Raw genomic sequence first — 17,821 nt, forward strand, 5'->3', positions numbered from 1 at the left:
ATATGTTGAACACCCACCGCAGCGCCCTGGCCATCCTGTGCGCCGCTATCACCACCTGTACCGCCTCGGCCCTCGCCGCCGGTCCCACGGGCACGGCCGCCGACTATGGCAGCAGCGCGCCCCACGCCGCCGCCCAGCGCAGCATCGAACTGCAGGCCGATACCCGCCACATCAACGTCACGCGCGGCGAAACCGTCACCATCGCGCGCGCCGGCCAGCGTTTTACGTGGCACGTGCAGACTTTTAATAACAGGACCGCCTTTGCCCTGAGCGACATCGCGCCGAAGGACATGCCCGTTGACGGCATTCAAGTGTATGTGGCCGCCAATCCCCTGTACGCGGGCAGTTAAGTTTCCTGCGCGCATAAAAAAAAAACCGGAACCACCTTGCGGCAGTTCCGGTTTTTTCTTGATAAGGCTCAATAGTTAGGCCGTCAGTGCTTCTTTCGCTGCGGACTCGTCAACCACTTCCTCGTCGTCCGAGCGGATCAGGTGGTCAAAGGCGGACAGGGCTGCCTTGGCGCCTTCGCCGGTGGCGATGATGATCTGCTTGTACGGCACCGTGGTGACGTCGCCGGCCGCAAACACGCCGGGGATCGAGGTCTGGCCGCGTGCGTCCACTTCGATTTCGCCGTGGCGCGACAGGGCTACCGTGCCTTTCAGCCATTCCGTGTTCGGCACCAGGCCGATTTGCACGAAGACGCCTTCCAGCTCGACCTTTTTCGACTCGCCGCTGACCCGATCCGTATAGCTGAGGCCATTGACGATCTTGCCGTCGCCGTGGATCTCGGTGGTTTGCGCCGACGTAATCACGGTTACGTTAGGCAGACTGTGCAGCTTGCGCTGCAGCACCGCATCGGCACGCAATTCCGCGCCGAACTCGATCAGGGTCACGTGTTTCACGAGGCCGGCCAGGTCGATCGCCGCTTCCACACCCGAGTTGCCGCCGCCGATCACGGCCACGCGCTTGCCCTTGAACAAAGGACCGTCGCAGTGCGGGCAGTAGGCGACACCGTGGTTGCGGTATTCCTTCTCGCCCGGCACGTTGATTTCGCGCCAGCGGGCGCCGGTGGCCAGGATGACGGTCTTGGCTTTCAGCACGGCGCCATTCGCCGTTTCAATCTCGATCAGCTTGCCTGGCGTCAATTTCGCGGCGCGCTGCGTGTTCATGATGTCGACGTCGTATTCCTTGACGTGCTGTTCCAGCGCCACGGCGAACTTCGGACCGTCCGTTTCCTTGACGGAAATAAAGTTTTCGATGGCCAGGGTATCGAGCACCTGGCCGCCGAAACGCTCGGCCAGCACGCCCGTGTTGATGCCCTTGCGGGCCGCGTAGATGGCTGCTGCCGCGCCGGCTGGGCCGCCGCCGACGATCAGCACGTCAAACACGTCTTTCTTGTTCAACGCTGCCGCCTGGCGTGCGCCGGCGTTGGTGTCGAGCTTGGCGAGGATTTCCTCGACATTCGTGCGTCCCTGGCCAAAGTGCTGGCCATTCAGGAACATCATCGGCACGGCCATGATCTGGCGTTCTTCCACTTCCTTCGGGAACACGCCGCCATCGATGGTGGTGACCTTGATGCGCGGGTTGATCACGGCCATGGCATTCAAGGCCTGCACCACTTCCGGGCAGTTATGGCAGGAAAGCGAAATAAACGTTTCAAATTCGTAATCGCCGTCGAGGTTGCGGATCTGCTCGATCACGGCATCGTCGAACTTGATGGTGTGGCCGCCCACTTGCAGCAGCGCCAGCACCAGCGAGGTAAATTCATGGCCCAGCGGCACGCCGGCGAAACGCACGCCGATGTCGGAGCCGGTACGGTTGATGCTGAACGACGGAACCCGTACGCCAGCGTCAAGGCGCTCGACCAGCGTGATCTTGTCGCTCAACAGGACTATCTCCTGGAGCAATTCCTTCATCTCGCGGGCTTTTGCGCTGTCATCGAGAGAAGCGACCAGCTCAAGCGGATACACCACTTTTTCCAGGTAGGATTTCAGTTGGGTTTTGAGGGTTGCATCTAACATGATTTTTTCTTCCTTTACAAATATTTAGGCGAATGCCGGGCCGGACGCCCGGTCCGGCATCGCGGTAACTACTTGTTTGCTACATCGTGCATCGAGACTTAGATCTTGCCGACCAGGTCCAGCGATGGGGTCAGCGTTGCTGCGCCTTCCGTCCATTTTGCCGGGCACACTTCGCCTGGGTGGGAAGCCACGTACTGGGCGGCTTTGACTTTGCGCAACAGTTCTGCGGCGTCACGGCCGATGCCGTTGTCATGCACTTCCAGCACTTTGATGAAGCCGTCCGGATTGATGACGAAGGTGCCGCGCAGTGCCAGGCCTTCTTCTTCGATCATGACTTCGAAGTTGCGCGACAGGGCGCCCGTTGGGTCGCCGATCAGTGCGTATTGCACTTTCTTGATCGCGTCCGAGGTGTCGTGCCATGCTTTGTGCGCGAAGTGGGTATCGGTCGAGATACCGTACACGTCGACGCCCAGCTTCTGGAACTCGGCGTGGTGATCGGCCAGATCTTCCAGTTCGGTTGGGCAAACGAAGGTGAAGTCGGCTGGGTAGAAGACGAATACCGACCACTTGCCTTTCAGCGACGCTTCCGTCAGATCGACGAATTTGCCATTGTGGTATGCGGTTGCCTTGAATGGTTTAACTTGGGTATTGATCAGCGACATAGTCATTTCCTCTCGTGTGGTGAATCAGTAAGACTCTAGTGTAAGGGGTTTTAACCCATATGCAAAATTGATTGTCACAATAGTTTCAATTGGTTTTAACTATCATGACGCCATGGGAACTCCATGATAGGCAGTTCCCACGGGATTGAACAGCGACAACAAGGGTTTCCCTTCCTGCCGCCGGGTCTTTAATTTTTGAGTTCTTCCGGTACTTTGCCGCCGTTTTCCGCCAGCTTGATCATCACCTGGCGATGCAGCCAGATATTCATGCTGGCCGAATCATTGGTGTCGCCCGTGAAGTGCAGCTCTTGCGCCAGTTCCTTGCGCGACGCCAGGCTGCTGTCAAGTTGAAGCAATTTCATCAGGTCGACGATGGACGTGCGCCAATTGAGTTTTTCCGCGTTTTTGCTGGCCAGGTCGACCAGCACCACTTCCACGTCCACCACCGGCACGGCAGCGGCAGGTGAGGCCGCCGGTGCGGCTGCCGCTGGCGCGTCGGTGGCGGCAGCTGGCGTGGCTGCAGGGGCAGCGTCGGACGAATGGTGGAAGATCTTGTTGTAGATATTGCTGAAAATGCCCATGAGGTCACCTCGAGTTGAGTGAATGGAAGAAGAGTTGCCTGCGCGCCCGGTTCACATGACGCGAACCGGTGACAGCTGGAGCCGGGCGCAGGCGCCAGCCCATCGAGTATAAGCCCGTTCGGGCCGGGAGCCCTGTCCCGCAGGCTTGCGTCAAATCTGGTGGCGGGCTACATCTGTTTCAAGGGTGCAAGGGCCGCCGGGCATGCAGCAGCGCATCGAACGTTTCGATGGCCAGCGGCGGCGCAAACAGATCGCCTTGCGCAAAATCGCAGCCGATGTCCTGCAGCAGCACGCGCTGCTCCGGCGTCTCCACCCCTTCGGCAATCACCTGCAAACCCAGCTTGTGCGCCATGGTGACGATGGCTTCGCACAGCGCCAGCTCGCTGGCGCCGGGGGCCAGCTTGCGCACCAGCACGCCGTCGAGCTTCAGGTAATCGATGCCGCAATGCTGCAATTGCGTCAGCGAAGCCTGGCCGCTGCCAAAGTCGTCGAGGGCGATCTGCAAGCCCGCCTCGCGCAGGTGCTGCAGGCGGGGCGCCATGCCGCTGGCCGGTCCCAGCAGCGCATCTTCGCGCATGTCGAGCACAATGGCCGAGGCCGGCACATCGAGCGCCAGCAGCTGGCGCAGCCAGGTGCCGGGCGCCTCCGCTTCGCGCTGCAGCTCCAGCGGCGACTGGTTCAGGCACAGTTGCAGCCCCGGCAAGCCGATGACCTGGCCCTGCGCGCGCCAGCGCAGCAATTGCGCGGCCGCCGTGCGCAGCACCCAGTCGCCGATGTCGACGATCAGCCCGCTGCTTTCGGCCAGCGCCAGGAAATCGGATGGACAGATGATGCCCCGCTGCGGATGGTGCCAGCGCAGCAAGGCTTCCACTTTGGCAATATTGCCGCTATGCAGCTCGACGATGGGCTGGTAATGCAGCCGCATCTGCTGTTCGCGCAGGGCCGTGCGCAAGTCCGCCCCCATGCGCATGCGGTTGACGGCCGCCACCTGCATGGCGGGCGTGAAATAACTGTAGCGGTTGCGCCCCGCGCCCTTCGAGACATACATGGCCTGGTCCGCATGCTTGAGCAAGTCTTCGATATTGCCCGCGTCGTCAGGGTACAGGGTGATGCCGATCGAGGCGGAGACGAAGGCCTGCTCCTGGCCCAGCAGGAACGGCGCCAGCAAGCCGTCGAGTATCTGCCGCGCGATGCGGTCGACTTGCTGCAGATCATCAAGGTCGGACAGGATTACCGTGAATTCATCGCCGCCCAGGCGCGCCACCGTGTCCGTTTCGCGCACGCCCACGCGGATGCGCCGCGCCGCCTCGATCAGCAGGATATCGCCCTGGTGGTGGCCCAGGGTGTCGTTGACTTCCTTGAAATGGTCGAGGTCGATGAACAGGATGGCCACGCGGCTCGTATCGCGCCGGCCCTGGGCCAGCGCCTGGCGCAGGCGCTCGTGGAACATGCGGCGGTTCGGCAATTGCGTCAGGGTATCGAAATTGGCTTGCTGCCAGATCAGCGCTTCCGTTTGCCGCTTGTCCGTCACGTCTTCCAGCATGCACAGGTGGTGCGGGCCACGGTGGCGCGCCGTGTCGATGGCCGTCACCGAGGCATCGACCCACACCACGCCGCCATCGGGCCGCACGATGCGTTTCGAGTGGCGAAAGCCGGGCAGGCTGCGCGCCAGCAATTGCGCCACCTGTTCCTGCTCGCCCGCCACGTCGTCGGGATGGCTGATCTCCATCCAGCTCGATTGCTTCATGTGCTCCAGGCTGCGGCCGCTGATGGCCAGGTAGCGGGGATTGATATCGAGAAAACGCCCGCTCAGGGTATCGATCAGGGCGATGCCCATGGGTGCTTCCTCGAACATGGTGCGAAAGCGCAGTTCTCCCTGGCGGATGGTTTCCTCCGTGCGGCGGCGCTCGCGCGCCAGATTGCTGAAGTGAAAGGCCGCCGACACGGCCAGCAGGCTGCCCGCCACGCCCAGCGACAGGTACAGCCAGCCGAGATCCGCGCCCGGCACGGGGCGATACAAAAAGCCCTGGTAGGCGCGGCTGTCCGTGGCATTGCGCGGCAACACGCCCATGGCCGCATAGGTATCGGCGATATGCTGCCAGCGCTGGGGATTCATGTAGCCCGGTTCCACCAGTGTGGGCTGCAGCAGCAGCTCCATCTGCTGCGCCTCGTACAGCAGGTGGGCATGGTCGTGGCGCTGGCTGTATTTGACGTGGATCAGCTGCGCCATTTCCTCGCGGTGCGCCATTGCGTATTGCCAGCCGCGCAGGCTGGCAGCGCGGAATGCTTTCACGCGCTCGGGATGGCGGCGCAGTTCGTGCTCGCTGGTAAACAGGTTGTCGCCGTAAAAATCGATGCCGGCCGTGCGCGGCGTAAACTGGTAATAGGGAAATCCCGCCCGGTCCAGGTAATCGGGTTCGTTGGTGGAATACGCGGCAATCGCATCGACCTTGCCATTGATCAAATCCTCGATCCTGTAGCTGGGCGGCAAGTGGCGCATCTGCTGCGGCGCGACACCCATTTTCCGCAGGAACAGCGAGACTTCATCGGATGCGGCCGCCACGTCGGTGGGCGCGCCTATCATCACGGGCGCCCCCACCAGCTTGCGCACGTCGGGCGCGCCGCCTTGCTGGCGCATCAGCAGCACGCTGGGCGAATGCTGGAACACGACGGCCAGCACCACCAGGGGTTTGCCGGCCAGGCGGCTCAGCAGCAGGGTGCTGTTGCCCACGCCATACTCGGCCTGGCCCGCCAGCACGGCCGCCTCGGCGCGCGGCGCGCCGCTGCCTTCGAGCAGCGTCACGTCGAGGCCCGCCTCGCGGTAATAACCCTGCTCGATGGCCGCGTAATAGCCGGCGAACTGGAACTGGTGCGTGAAATTGAGCTGCAGGGAGACGGGCTCCAGCGCGTGCGCCGGCGTGGCCAGGCACAGCAGCAGGAAGAACAGGCCGCGCCAGCCGCGCGCCAGCCTGCCGGCGAGCGGCAAGACAAAGCGGAAAGCGTCGCGGGCTTTCATCGGCATGGCGGCACACCACAGGAAGCTGCCGGGCTGGCAGGGATACGGCTATTGTAGCCGCCCCTTTTGCCGAAGGATAACTATTTCAGTGAGGACAATAACGTTAATGTTTTTGGCAAACAATCTGGCGTTTGTTTGCGCTAGAACACGACGCCGGCCACCAAAATGATGTTGGCATACGGACTGCACTCGCCCGTGCGCACGATGGCGCGCGCGCCCTTGCTCAATTGCTTGAACTCATCATGCGTCACCTGGCGCGCATCGGGCAAGGCCAGGGCCGCCACCTGCGCCGCCATGGCCGGATTATGCTGCGGCAACTCGCTGGCGAGCAAATGGTATTCCACCTGCATTTCGCTCAATACCGTGTTCACGGTATCGATGAAGCCGGGAATGCCGCGCGTCAGGGCCAGGTCGATCAGGGGCACGCCCGGCTGCGACGGCAAGCCCGCGTCGCCGATGACGAGCATGTCGCCATGGCCCAGCGAGGCGATCAGTTGCGACAGTGCGATATTCAGCAGCGGTGATTTTTTCATGGTCTCAGAACAACTCGTGCAAGTGGGGGATCGACGTTTGCGCGCCGGGCTTGGTGACGCTCCAGGCAGCCGCGCGCTGGCCTTGCTGGATCGCTTCCGCCTCGTCCATGCCGGACGCCAGGCCCGCCACAAAACCGCCGATGAAAGTGTCGCCGGCCGCCGTCGTGTCGACCGCTTGCACCGCTTCGGCCGGAAACGTGTAATCGCCGCCATACAGGGCCGCATGCACGCCCTTGGAGCCGAGGGTGATGATGACGTTGTCGCTGCCCAGCTTTTGCAGCGCGGCCGCCAGCGCCTTGGCGTCCGCGCCTTCCGGGCTGACGCCGGCCAGCATGGCCGCCTCGATTTCGTTGGGAATCAGGTAGTCGACCAATTCCAGCACGCCTTCCGGCAAGCTGGCGGCTGGCGCCGGGTTCAGCACCACGGTCTTGCCCAGCGAGCGGGCCAGCTTGATGACGTGCACGACGGTGGCCATCGGCGTTTCCAGCTGCAGCACGACGATGTCGGCCTGCTCGATCAAACCTTGCGCAGCGTCAATGTGCGCGGGGCTCAACAGATCGTTGGCGCCGCCGGCGATCACGATGCTGTTCTGGCCATGGTCGTCGACGAGGATGGAAGCGATGCCGGACGCGACGCCCGGCAAGGTGGTGATGTGGCTGTCGATGATGCCGTCGCCCACGAGGGCCGCGCGCAAGGTGGCGCCGAACGCGTCGTCGCCCACGCAGCCGACCATGGCCACTTGCTGGGCGCCCGCCACTTTGCCGCTCAGGCGCGCGCAGGCCACGGCCTGGTTGGCGCCCTTGCCGCCAGGAATGGTGCGGAAAGCGCCGCCCGTCAGGGTTTCGCCGGGGAGGGGCATGCGCGGCACGCGCAAGACCAGGTCCATATTGATACTGCCGATAACCACGATCATGATGTCATTCCCATCAGTTCAGTTGCAGGAGAAGAAGTAGGTACAGCAGAAGGTACGGTGGCGGCCACGCTGGAGCCGCGCACGTGCAGCTCGGGCGCGATGCTGCGCTGCTGGCGCGGCAAGGCGGGGTCGGCGATGCGCGCCAGCAGGCAGGCGGCCGTGATGCGGCCCAGCTCGCGCGTATTTTGCGCCACGCTGCTCAAGGCCGGATGCACGAAGCTGGCCAGGTCGATATCGTCGAAGCCGACGACGGCCAGTTCCGCCGGCACGGCAATGCCGCGCTCGGCGGCGGCGCGCAGGGCGCCAAAAGCCATCAAATCATTGCAGCAGAACAAGGCGTCAGGACGCTGGCCCTGCGGCAGCGCCAGCAAGTCCAGCGCGGCCGCATAACCGCCCGCGCTCGTAAAATCGCCATGCACGCACAGGGCGTCGGCCAGGGTCACGCCCGCGTCCGCCATGGCGCTGCGCGCGCCGGCGATGCGCTCGTTGGAAATGCTCACTTCGCGGGGACCGGCGATGCAGCCGAGGCGCCGGCGTCCCAGTCCCAGCAGATGGCGCGCGGCCAGGGCGCCGCCGGCGCGGTTATCGACGGCCACCGCATCGATGGCCAGGTCGCTGGGCGCGCGGTCGAGCAGCACGGCCGGCACCTTCATCTTGCGCAGCAATTCGCCATCGCTGTCGGCCAGCGCGGACAAAATCAGGCCGTCACAACGCTTGGTCAGCAGCACGTTCAGGTAATCGCGCTGCTTGACGGGGTCGTCATCGGAATTGCACAAAATCACGCTGTAGCCGGCCGCGTAGCAGCTGTCCTCGTCCTCGATGCCGCGCGCCACTTCCGAGAAATACGGGTTCGTATTGTTCGGAATGATCAGGCCGATGGTGCCCGTGCTGCGGCTGCGCAGGGAACGCGCCAGCGCGCTGGGCACGTAATGCAGTGCCTCCGCCGCCGCCAGCACGGCGCGGCGCGCCTCGTCGCTGACGGGGCGGGTATTGTTGAGGACGTGCGACACGGTGGTAAACGAGACCCCCGCCGCCTGCGCCACTTGCTTGATGGTTGCCATGGGCCAGTATTATGAACGCTCGCCGCGGCGGCGGTAGGTGTCGAGCACGACGGCGGCAACGATCACCAGGCCCGTGACGATGCGTTTCACGGGTTCGGACACGCCCACTTGCGCCAGGCCCGCTTCCAGCACGGAAATAATCAACACGCCGATAAACGTGCTGATGACGGAACCGCGCCCGCCCATCAGGCTCGTGCCGCCGATCACGACGGCAGCGATCACCTGCAACTCCATGCCCACGCCGCCGTTCGGGTCGGCCGCTTTCCAGGCGCGACACCTGGAACAGCGCGCCCACGCCGGCCAGAAAGCCCATCAAGGCAAACACCAGCACTTTCGACGGTTTTGTATTGATGCCGGACAAACGCACGGCTTCTTCATTCGTGCCGATGCCGATCCAGTGGCGTCCCAGCACCGTGCGCGTGAGTACCAGGTGGCCGATGACGACGATGGCGATCGAGGCGATGAAGGCGGGCGACAGGCCAAATGCGATGGGCGAGCTGATGCCGTCCACGGCGCTGCCGATGTATTCCGTGCGCGAGTTCGTCACTTGATACGCCATGCCGCGCGCCATTTCCAGCACGCCCAGCGAGACGATGAACGAGGGAATGCGCCAGCCGACGGAAATGAGGCCCGTCGTGGCGCCGCACAGGGCGGCGACGAACATGCCCAGCAGGGCCGCGCTCCACACGGGCCAGCCCCAGTGCACGACGGCCAGCGACAGCACGGAAGCGGCCAGCGCCATCACGGAGCCGACGGACAAATCGATGCCGCCGATGATCAGCACGAACGTCATGCCGACGGCCATCACGACCAGGGTCGGGATGTTGTTCGACAGGGTACTCAAGGTGGCCAAAGTAAAAAAGTTTTCGCTGGCAAACGAAAACAGCACGCACATGGCCAGCAAGGCGCCGATCAGGCCCGCATAGTTTTTCAGGTCGGCCAGGCTGCGCTGCAGATACGAAGGAGAGGAGTTGGAGGTCATGGGAATCTTTCCGGCGGATCAGGCCGCAGCTGGAGTGGAGTTGGGGGTCAAATAGCCGGAGAAGGCGGCCGACAGCAGCGCGTCCTGGCTCCAGGCGCCGCGCTCGAAGGTGTCGACGATGCTGCCCGCGCTCATGACGGCGATGCGGTCGCAGATCAGCATCAGTTCGCGCAAATCGCTCGACACGATGACGAGGCCCTTGCCCTGGCGCGCCTGTTCGGCCAGCACCTGATAAATATCAAACTTGGCGCCGATATCGATGCCGCGCGTGGGCTCGTCGAACAGCATCACGGGGCAGTCGCGGTACAGCCAGCGGGCGATCACCACCTTTTGCTGGTTGCCGCCGGACAACTCCGCCACCCTTTGCGCGCTGTTGCGCGAGCGGATGCCCAGGCGCTGAATGTAATCGTCGGCCACCGTCGCTTCGGCCGCGTCGTTGAGCCAGCCGGCGCCACTGACGGTATCGAGCGAAGCCAGGGTCGTGTTGACGGCGATGGACTGGCGCAACAACAAACCTTGTCCCTTGCGGTCTTCCGTGATCATGGCGATGCCCGCTTTCACGGCTGCCTGCGGCGAGTGCAAGGCGGCGGGTATTTCGCTGTCGCCGAGGAACACGTCACCGGCGTCGGCGCGGTCGGCGCCGAAGATCAAGCGCAGCAATTCCGTGCGGCCCGAGCCGATCAGGCCGGCAATGCCGAGGATTTCGCCGGCGCGCAAGTCAAACGAGGTCGGATTGACCACCTTGCCGCGCGCCAGGCCGCGCACGCGCAGCAGCGGTGCGCCGATGGTGCGCCCGCTCAGGTCGACGGCGTCGTCGGCCGAACGGCCCACCATCAGGCTGACCAGGTCAGCGGCGGAATGGCCCGCGATGTCGTCGTCGCACACCAGCTGGCCGTCGCGCAGCACGGCGATGCGGTCGGCCACGCGCTTGAGTTCTTCCAGGCGGTGGGAAATATAGATGATGCACACGCCGTCGGCTTTCAGGCGTTCGATCTGCAGGAACAGCAATTCCACTTCGCGGTGCGTCAGCATGGCCGTCGGCTCATCTAACACCAGCAAACGGCAGGCGCCGATCAGGTTGCGCGCGATTTCGATCATTTGCTGGTGGCCGATGCCCAGTTCGCCGACCAGGGTCCACGGGTCGAGGCCGCCCAGGCCCACTTTCTCCATCTGTTCGCGCGCATCGCGCTCGAGACGGTTGCGGTCGATGAAGCCGAAGCGCTGCGGCAAATTTTTCAAATACAGGTTTTCCGCGATCGACAGGGTGGGAATCAGATTCAATTCCTGCATCACCATGCGGATGCCCAGCGCCTCGGCGGCGCCGCGCGAGGCGGGCTGGTAGGGCTTGCCGTCAAGCAGCATCGTGCCCGTGGTGGCTTGCTCCAGGCCGCAGATGATCTTCGACAGGGTACTCTTGCCCGCGCCGTTCTCTCCCGTCAGCGCCAGCACCTGGCCAGGGGCGAAGCGCAAGCCCACGCCACCGAGGACGGGGCCGACATAGGACTTGCCGATGTTGTCCAGGGTCAATAGAGGGATGGCGGCTGATGGCGCCGGGGGGATGTCGGTAGGCATGATAAAACTCCGCGGAAAAAGGCGGCGGGGCCGGCGCCGCAGTCTCAGGCAGAGACGCGGACGCTGGCCCCGGCGGGATCAGACGATCAAGACTTGGCGCCCTTGGCGACCAGTTCGACCTTGGTTTCGATGACGCCGCCGAGATCGGCCTGTTTCTTCTTCTGCGCCAGGGCTTTCAGCACGGTCTCGATGCCGAACACGGCTTGCTGAACCGAACTGGTCGGCGGTGGCCAGCACGCGGCCATCGGCCAGCATCGGCTTGATGGCGTTGATGTTGTCGTAGCCGACGACGAGCACTTTGCCCGTCTTGCCGGCCGCCTTGATGGCGGACACGGCGCCGATGGCCATGTTGTCGTTACCGCACAGCAAGGCCTTGATGTTCGGGTTGGCATTCAGCATGGCGGCCGCCACCGTATTGGCGGGGGCGATTTCCCACTGGCCCGACTGTACGCTGACCACTTTCGCACCGGCCGCGCTCATGGCATCCTGGAAGCCCAGGGTGCGCTGCTGCGCGTTGTAGGTAGTCGACACGCCTTCGATGATGCCGACGGGGTCGCCCTTCTTGATCTGCTTGGCCAGGAAGTCGCCGACGACCTTGGCGCCCTTGCGGTTGTCCGGACCGACGAAGGGCACGGTGATGCCCTTCTCTTTCAGGGCGCCATCGTCGAGCTTGTTGTCGATATTGACGACGATGATGCCCGCGTCGATGGCTTTTTTCAGCACCGGCACCAGCGCCTTCGAGTCGGCCGGGGCAATCACCAGCGCGTTGACGCGCGAGACGATCATTTGCTCGACCAGCTTGATCTGGCTCGACGTATCCGTTTCATCCTTGATGCCGTTCGACAGCAGGTCGTACTTGGCGGCATTGGCCTTCTGATGCGCCTTGGCGCCATTTTCCATGGTCAGGAAAAATTCATTGGCGAGCGACTTCATCACCAATGCCACCTTTGGTTTGGCTGGCGTCTGCGCCATCGCCGGCACGGCGGGCAAGGCACACGCGAGGACAGCGGCGGCAATCATTTTCAGGCGAATACGGGATGTCATGGGCGTCTCCAGAGTGGTTGGTCAAGCACGTGTACTGCATGCTTTTTAGGAAATTCGTTGCGCGCAAACGTTTGCGCGAAGCGAATAGTGCCTCAATGCCCCATATCAGTGCAAGCAAAACAGTATGTGCGGTGCAGCAAAAAGGAGGTATCCATAGGGAAACGGGCAGGCCGATGCGATCGGCCTGCCGAGGGGAAATGCGCGGAAGTCAGGCGTTTGTTGCGGGACGGGCACTGGCCCACTGCACGGCCAGCACGCTGGCCAGCACCAGCAGCAAGCCCAGCATCGACCAGCCCGTCATGGCCTGGCCCAGCAAGGCCCAGCCCAGGACGACGGCCATCAGGGGACTGAGCAGGCCCAGCGAGGAGACGGCCACGGGCGACAGGCGGCTGATGCCGCGGAACCACAGGGCATAGGCCAGCAGCGCGCCGGCCAGGCACAGGTAGGCGTAAGCCAATACTTGCTGCAGGGACAGCGGCGGCAACGGCGCGTCGGCCAGCCAGGCGACGGGCGCCAGCATCAGGCCGCCGAGCAGCAATTGCCAGCCCGTCAGCGCCAGCACGGGCAAGTCCGGCTTCCAGCGCCGCGTCAGATAGGTGCCGGCCGCCATGCAGGCCGTGCCGCCCAGCGCGGCCGCGATGCCGACGGGTTCCCACACGGTGCGCGCGGCGACAACAGCAACACGCCCATGCCGGCCACGCCCAGCACGCTGGCGCCCAGTGCCAGGCGGGCCGGACGGCGCCCTTCCACGCCCCAGGCCAGGCCCATCACCAAGAGCGGCTGGATGGCGCCCACCACGGCCGCGAGGCCGCCCGGCAAACGGTAGGCGGCGACGAACAGCAGGGCCTGGAACACGCCGATATTCAGCGCGGAAAGAATCAGCACGCGGCCCCAGTCGCGCCGCGCGGGCAGGCGCCGCATGATCAGCAACAACAGCAGGCCGGCCGGCAGCACGCGAATCAGGGCCGCCGTGTAGGGCCGGTGCGGCGGCAGCAGTTCGGACGTGACGATGTAGGTGGAACCCCAGATCAGGGGCGCCAGCGCCGTGAGCACGATATCGCCCCAGGCGGGACGGAGAATGGAGGTGGACATGAACTATCTCGACGTTAAGATAATTCCAGTGTGGGCGTGAACTATCTTGATGTCAAGATAAATTGGCGGATGCACCGCTGCGTGCGGGCGTAAAAAAACCCGGCATGGCCGGGCTTCGGGAATGATGCAAGGCGGCAAGTTGCGCCGCCTGGCTCTCCGCCTAATCGCGCACGCGCCGCAGGGTTGTCACCCGCATGCCGCCCATGCTGATCTGCGCCGTGCTGCCATCATCGCTGACGATAATGTCCATGGCCGCTTCGCCCGCGCCTTCCGGCGCGATCGTCACGGTATTGCCGTTGGTGGTGAAGGTGGCCTTGGTCGAGGTTCCGTTATTGATCACGCTGTCGCGTGTAAATTCCAGGACATTGCCCATCGCCGCCTGCCATTTCCCCACCGCCGGGTGACCGCCAAAGCTGAACACGCTTTTCAGCTTGTCCAGCAGGCCCGCGCCCTGCACGGCCGGCGATCTGCCCATCGCAGCGGCCACGCCCCCCAGGCTCATCTGCTCTTGATCGATGACTTGCCATCGCTTGTCGACCAGCGCCAGCGGCAGCCGTACTTCCAGGTCGCCGTCCGGCAAGCGTTGCAGGATCAGCGCGCGGTCCGGCGATTTGGCGAACCACGCCGCCTCATCGGTCAGCGTCAAGGTAGCCTTGGCCATCGCCACTTGCTGTGCGCCCAGGTCGCGCACCTGATCGTAGCCGCTGACCTTGGCCACTTTCACGCCCGTGGCCACGCACAGCTTGTCGCCGCGCAAGGCTGCCTTGCCCGGCGCGGCCAGCGCGTAGACAAATTGCGATTGCGCAACCCAACCGCCGCTGCCTTGTTCCACGGGGGCGGCGTACAGTCCGCTACGCACGAGGATATCCAGCCATTGCCGAGTGGAACTGTCGTACGAGGCCACGCGGATCTCTTCCTTCTGGTACGGCAAGTTGCTCAAGCAGAGCAACTTGTCGCGTGCCGCCTCGTCGGCCGCCAGGTGGGCATCGATGGCGCGGCTGAAACTGTTGGCCGAGGCCGCCTCTGGCGCCAGCAGCCACGCCAGGGCGCCGCCTGCCACGATGAGCACCGCCAGCGCGCTGCCGGCGATGATGACGTGGCGCCGCTTCACGCGGGACGGCGCCGGCGTCGCGGCTGGTGCAGATGCCGGTGCCGGTGCCGGCGCCGCGTTGACGGCCTTGCCGCATTCATCGCAGAAGCGCGCGTCGGGCGTATGGGCGGTGCCGCATTGGGTGCAGAAGTGAGCCATGGTCAGCCTTATTTGAGTTTATGCGCGCATTCGCCGCAGAACACGTCATCGGACGCAACCGGTGCCTTGCAGCTGGGGCAGTGCAGATTCTCAGCTGCCGCTGCCGGGGCGGCTGGAGCGGCTGGTGCCGCCGCCTGCTCGGCCAGGGCACGCGCGCGTTCGCGCGCTTCTTCGGCTTTCTTCTTGACCGTGGCCAGGCCGTCGTTCAGGCTCGCTTCCGAGGCGCTGAAATCGACGTTGCGCGTGGCGTTCAGGTAAATGATGCACACGCCCTTGGTAAAGATCAAACTTGGCACCACGGCCGCGGCCGCCATCAGCAAGCCGCCGCCCAGGCCGGCAGCGATGATGTAGCCGGAACCGCCGCCCAGGCCCGAGGCCAGGGAATACATGTTCAGCTGGCTACCCAGGCCGAGTATGGTGGCCGACATGCCCGTCGTCAGCGACACGCCCGTGCCGACGACGCCAAAGATCAGCAGCGTCACAAACGCGGTGATCAGGAACAGCAGCACTTCCAGCAGGATCACCGACACCAGCTTGGTGCGCACGATCTGGTTCAGGCGGGCAATGATCTGGAACACGGTGGCGCCCGACCAGGCGGCAGGGCCGGCCAGCGGCAGCATCACGTAAAACAACGCAAACACCAGCACGCCCAGCACGATGGCCGACAGCGGGAAGACCACCGTGTACAGCACGGGGCCCAACACGGGAATCTTGCAGACGAACAAGATAATGGCGATGGCGATCATGGCCGCCAGCACGATCAAAAATTCAAGGAAGACCACCGCGATCAGGCGGTGGCTTGTGACCAGCGAAACGAGCACGGCGGCATCAACCAGACTCATGCCAGGCTGGCCCTGCGCATCGCGCATCAGCATGATGCCCACGGCGTTGGAACCGTAAAACATCACGAGGAAGGCCATCAGGCCGCCCAGGAAGACCAGCACGACACTTTTCATGCTGCCGGCGAGCACGGTCAGCACGCCACCGACGAGCACGGCGCCGATGAAGGTCAGGGCCAGCAGGGCAATCGCGCGGAAGTTCCTGATGGCGTCGGTCGCTTCGATCAGCGAGCCCACGGCGGAGGAAAAGGGAAGAGGTTTTGCTGCTTCAGTGGAAATGGTCATGTCTAGCCTGGATGGGGGTAAATCGGGGAACGGAACGGCCGGCATGGCCGCCCCGTGGTAATCAATGTCAGTAAGCGCGGGCCAGCTGCAGGTCGGACGCGGGCGCCTGGCGCTGGACGATCTGCAGCTTGACGTTCTGACCGCCGACGCGCTTGCTATTCAGGTACAGGGCCGTGCGCACCGGGTAAATGCCCTGCGGCACGCCTTCCGGCATGGGAATCGAGAAGCCGCCCTTGTAGGCGCCGCTGCCGTTGTTGCTGCTGACCACCTTGCGCACCGTCTTGATCAAGTCGCCATTCGGCTTGTACAGGCTCAATTCCTCTTCCACCAGCGGGTTCGGATCGCGCGTGCCGGCCGCCACTTCGATATACGAATTGGTCTGCGCCTTCTGGCCCGGACGCACGGAGGATGGCGTAAAGCCCGTCTCGTACTTCACCAGGGTCGACTGCTCGGGCAGCTTGCCCTTGTTGGCCACCTTGTAGTCGGTCTGCACCTGCTGCGCCGTCTTGACTTGCTGGCTTTGATAATTCAGGGCCACGCAGGCGAGCGCGCCCAGGCTGGCGCCCAGGGCCGCGCCGCGCACCGTGTTGTTGCCGCCGCCCAGCAAGCCGCCGACGACGGCGCCAATGCCGGCCAGCATGGCCGTGTTGCATTCGCCGCTGGCCGCTTCCGTGCCGGCGGTATTGGTGCCGGTGGCGCCAGGGCCGCCCGGCGCGGCACAGCCGGCCAGCATCGAGGACACGACCAGCAGCGCCACCATGGGCTTGGCAATTTGTTTCATTTTTTTCACGTTATTCTCCAGGAAGATCAAAATAGGGGGAAGGCCAGCCGCGCGGCTTACTCGATCTGGATTTGCGACAGCGCCTTGTCTTGCGCTTCCTTCGCCTTGCGCTTGATGTCCTGCGCATGGCGGTTGCCCGTATCCATGCGCAACACGGCATTCGCGTTGGCGATGGCGCAGTCGTATTTGCGCTGGCTCATGCAATGGCTCGCTTCCGACAGGCTCTCCGTGATCACGCTTTCCAGGCCGGTAGTCTGTTTGACAGGCGCCGGTGGCGGCGGTGCCGCCTTGACGGGCTTGGCGGGTTTTTCCGCGACAGGTGCCGGTGCCGGTGCCGGCGCAGGTGCAGGAGCTGCCGCTGGCACTGGCTCAGGCTCGGCAGCAGGTGTCGCGGCCAGGTCGGCCGACGTGCCGCCATCGAGCGCAGGGTCGCTGATGGCCAGCGGCTGCTCGGCGGCAACCGTCTCCTCGGCAGGAACCGTCGGTGCGGGGACTGGCGCGGGCACGGCAGGCTTGCCTGACAGGTAATAGTATCCCCCTGCCGCACCCACTACCACTACTGCCGCGACGGCCGCGGCGATCAATTTCATGCGGCTGCTACCGGTCGGGCCGTCGGATGGCGTTTCCGGCACGCCGGCGGGTGCCGGAGCAGGTTCTGGCGCCGGTGCAGGTGCCGGTGCGGGATCGGCACGGCGCTTTTCCAGCACGGGCGGCGGCGCAGGTGGCGCGACCGGTTCCGCCACCGGTGCCGGGACAGGCTCAGGCACGGGCACCGGTTCAATGACAGGCTCAATCATCGGCTCGATAACCGGCTCGATAACCGGCTCCGGCAGCGGCGGCGGCACCGCTGCGGCAAGGGGTGCCACGGCAAAGCTGAACGCGCACTTGGGGCAGAACCTGGCTTCGGGCTTGCAATCATGGCCGCACTGGCCGCAGGTCTTGCCTGGCACCGGGGGGGCGGCGGCAGGGGCAATAGCAAACGTGGTGCCGCAGGAGGAACAGAATTTGGCGCCCGGCTTATTCTCGGCCTGGCAGGAAAGGCATTTCAATTGGCATCTCTTTTCATATCAACGCAGGGAGTCGCGTACGCTGGCGATTGCCAGAAAGGCAGCTTTGTTGCCGTACGGCTAAATATCTGACGAGTATATTTTCAAACACCAAGTTGCCACAAGGGAAAATTGCCTTTTGCT

Annotated in this window: 13 protein-coding genes and 4 pseudogenes; 1 reads left to right on the top strand and 16 read right to left on the bottom strand. The window is 64.1% G+C overall.

What is annotated here, in order from left to right:
* Positions 1–2 precede the first annotated feature (2 nt).
* On the top strand, positions 3–350 hold the full coding sequence (locus ACQVLG_RS06540) for a CzcE family metal-binding protein (RefSeq protein ID WP_474293521.1): 348 nt from the start codon (positions 3–5) through the stop codon (positions 348–350).
* A 75-nt stretch (positions 351–425) separates the two neighbouring features.
* Here ACQVLG_RS06540 and ahpF read toward each other — a convergent pair whose 3' ends face one another.
* From ahpF to ACQVLG_RS06620, 16 genes and pseudogenes are all read right to left on the bottom strand, one after another.
* A complete protein-coding gene (gene ahpF / locus ACQVLG_RS06545; protein WP_230541991.1) occupies positions 426–2,021 on the bottom strand; it encodes an alkyl hydroperoxide reductase subunit F in 1,596 nt (531 codons plus the stop codon).
* A 98-nt stretch (positions 2,022–2,119) separates the two neighbouring features.
* Complete coding sequence (gene ahpC / locus ACQVLG_RS06550; RefSeq protein ID WP_071326099.1) at positions 2,120–2,683, bottom strand: alkyl hydroperoxide reductase subunit C; 564 nt, start codon at positions 2,681–2,683, stop codon at positions 2,120–2,122.
* 188 nt (positions 2,684–2,871) lie between these two features.
* Entirely contained in the window at positions 2,872–3,264 is a 393-nt protein-coding gene (locus ACQVLG_RS06555; RefSeq protein WP_474293523.1) for a DUF3597 domain-containing protein, read from the bottom strand.
* A gap of 178 nt (positions 3,265–3,442) precedes the next feature.
* Positions 3,443–6,286 (bottom strand): EAL domain-containing protein, encoded by a 2,844-nt coding sequence (locus ACQVLG_RS06560; protein ID WP_474293525.1) that lies wholly within the window; start codon positions 6,284–6,286, stop codon positions 3,443–3,445.
* A 134-nt stretch (positions 6,287–6,420) separates the two neighbouring features.
* Positions 6,421–6,813 (bottom strand): D-ribose pyranase, encoded by a 393-nt coding sequence (rbsD, locus tag ACQVLG_RS06565; protein WP_034753900.1) that lies wholly within the window; start codon positions 6,811–6,813, stop codon positions 6,421–6,423.
* A 4-nt stretch (positions 6,814–6,817) separates the two neighbouring features.
* Positions 6,818–7,726: a ribokinase gene (rbsK, locus tag ACQVLG_RS06570; RefSeq protein WP_474293527.1), complete on the bottom strand. Its 909-nt coding sequence runs from the start codon at positions 7,724–7,726 to the stop codon at positions 6,818–6,820.
* Positions 7,723–8,787 (bottom strand): LacI family DNA-binding transcriptional regulator, encoded by a 1,065-nt coding sequence (locus ACQVLG_RS06575; RefSeq protein WP_474293529.1) that lies wholly within the window; start codon positions 8,785–8,787, stop codon positions 7,723–7,725. The genes rbsK and ACQVLG_RS06575 overlap by 4 nt, the downstream gene beginning before the upstream one ends.
* 9 nt (positions 8,788–8,796) lie before the next feature.
* Positions 8,797–9,769 (bottom strand): annotated as a pseudogene (locus ACQVLG_RS06580) (ABC transporter permease).
* Positions 9,770–9,787: 18 nt separating this feature from the next.
* The gene (locus ACQVLG_RS06585; RefSeq protein ID WP_474293531.1) at positions 9,788–11,341 is read right to left on the bottom strand and encodes a sugar ABC transporter ATP-binding protein; all 1,554 of its coding nucleotides are present in this window, start codon (positions 11,339–11,341) and stop codon (positions 9,788–9,790) included.
* 86 nt (positions 11,342–11,427) lie between these two features.
* Positions 11,428–12,385, bottom strand: a pseudogene (locus tag ACQVLG_RS06590) (substrate-binding domain-containing protein).
* Between the two features lie 208 nt (positions 12,386–12,593).
* Positions 12,594–13,477: pseudogene (locus ACQVLG_RS06595) on the bottom strand (EamA family transporter).
* Positions 13,478–13,637: 160 nt separating this feature from the next.
* Positions 13,638–14,726: a zinc-ribbon domain-containing protein gene (locus tag ACQVLG_RS06600; RefSeq protein ID WP_474293533.1), complete on the bottom strand. Its 1,089-nt coding sequence runs from the start codon at positions 14,724–14,726 to the stop codon at positions 13,638–13,640.
* A gap of 8 nt (positions 14,727–14,734) precedes the next feature.
* The gene (locus ACQVLG_RS06605) at positions 14,735–15,850 is read right to left on the bottom strand and encodes a hypothetical protein (protein WP_474293535.1); all 1,116 of its coding nucleotides are present in this window, start codon (positions 15,848–15,850) and stop codon (positions 14,735–14,737) included.
* A 67-nt stretch (positions 15,851–15,917) separates the two neighbouring features.
* The gene (locus ACQVLG_RS06610) at positions 15,918–16,640 is read right to left on the bottom strand and encodes a hypothetical protein (RefSeq protein WP_474293537.1); all 723 of its coding nucleotides are present in this window, start codon (positions 16,638–16,640) and stop codon (positions 15,918–15,920) included.
* A 47-nt stretch (positions 16,641–16,687) separates the two neighbouring features.
* Positions 16,688–17,398 (bottom strand): hypothetical protein, encoded by a 711-nt coding sequence (locus ACQVLG_RS06615; RefSeq protein WP_474295917.1) that lies wholly within the window; start codon positions 17,396–17,398, stop codon positions 16,688–16,690.
* A 174-nt stretch (positions 17,399–17,572) separates the two neighbouring features.
* Positions 17,573–17,680 (bottom strand): annotated as a pseudogene (locus ACQVLG_RS06620) (zinc-ribbon domain-containing protein); the annotation flags it as partial.
* Positions 17,681–17,821 lie beyond the last annotated feature (141 nt).

Source organism: Janthinobacterium sp. TPC_1, from assembly GCF_056037845.1.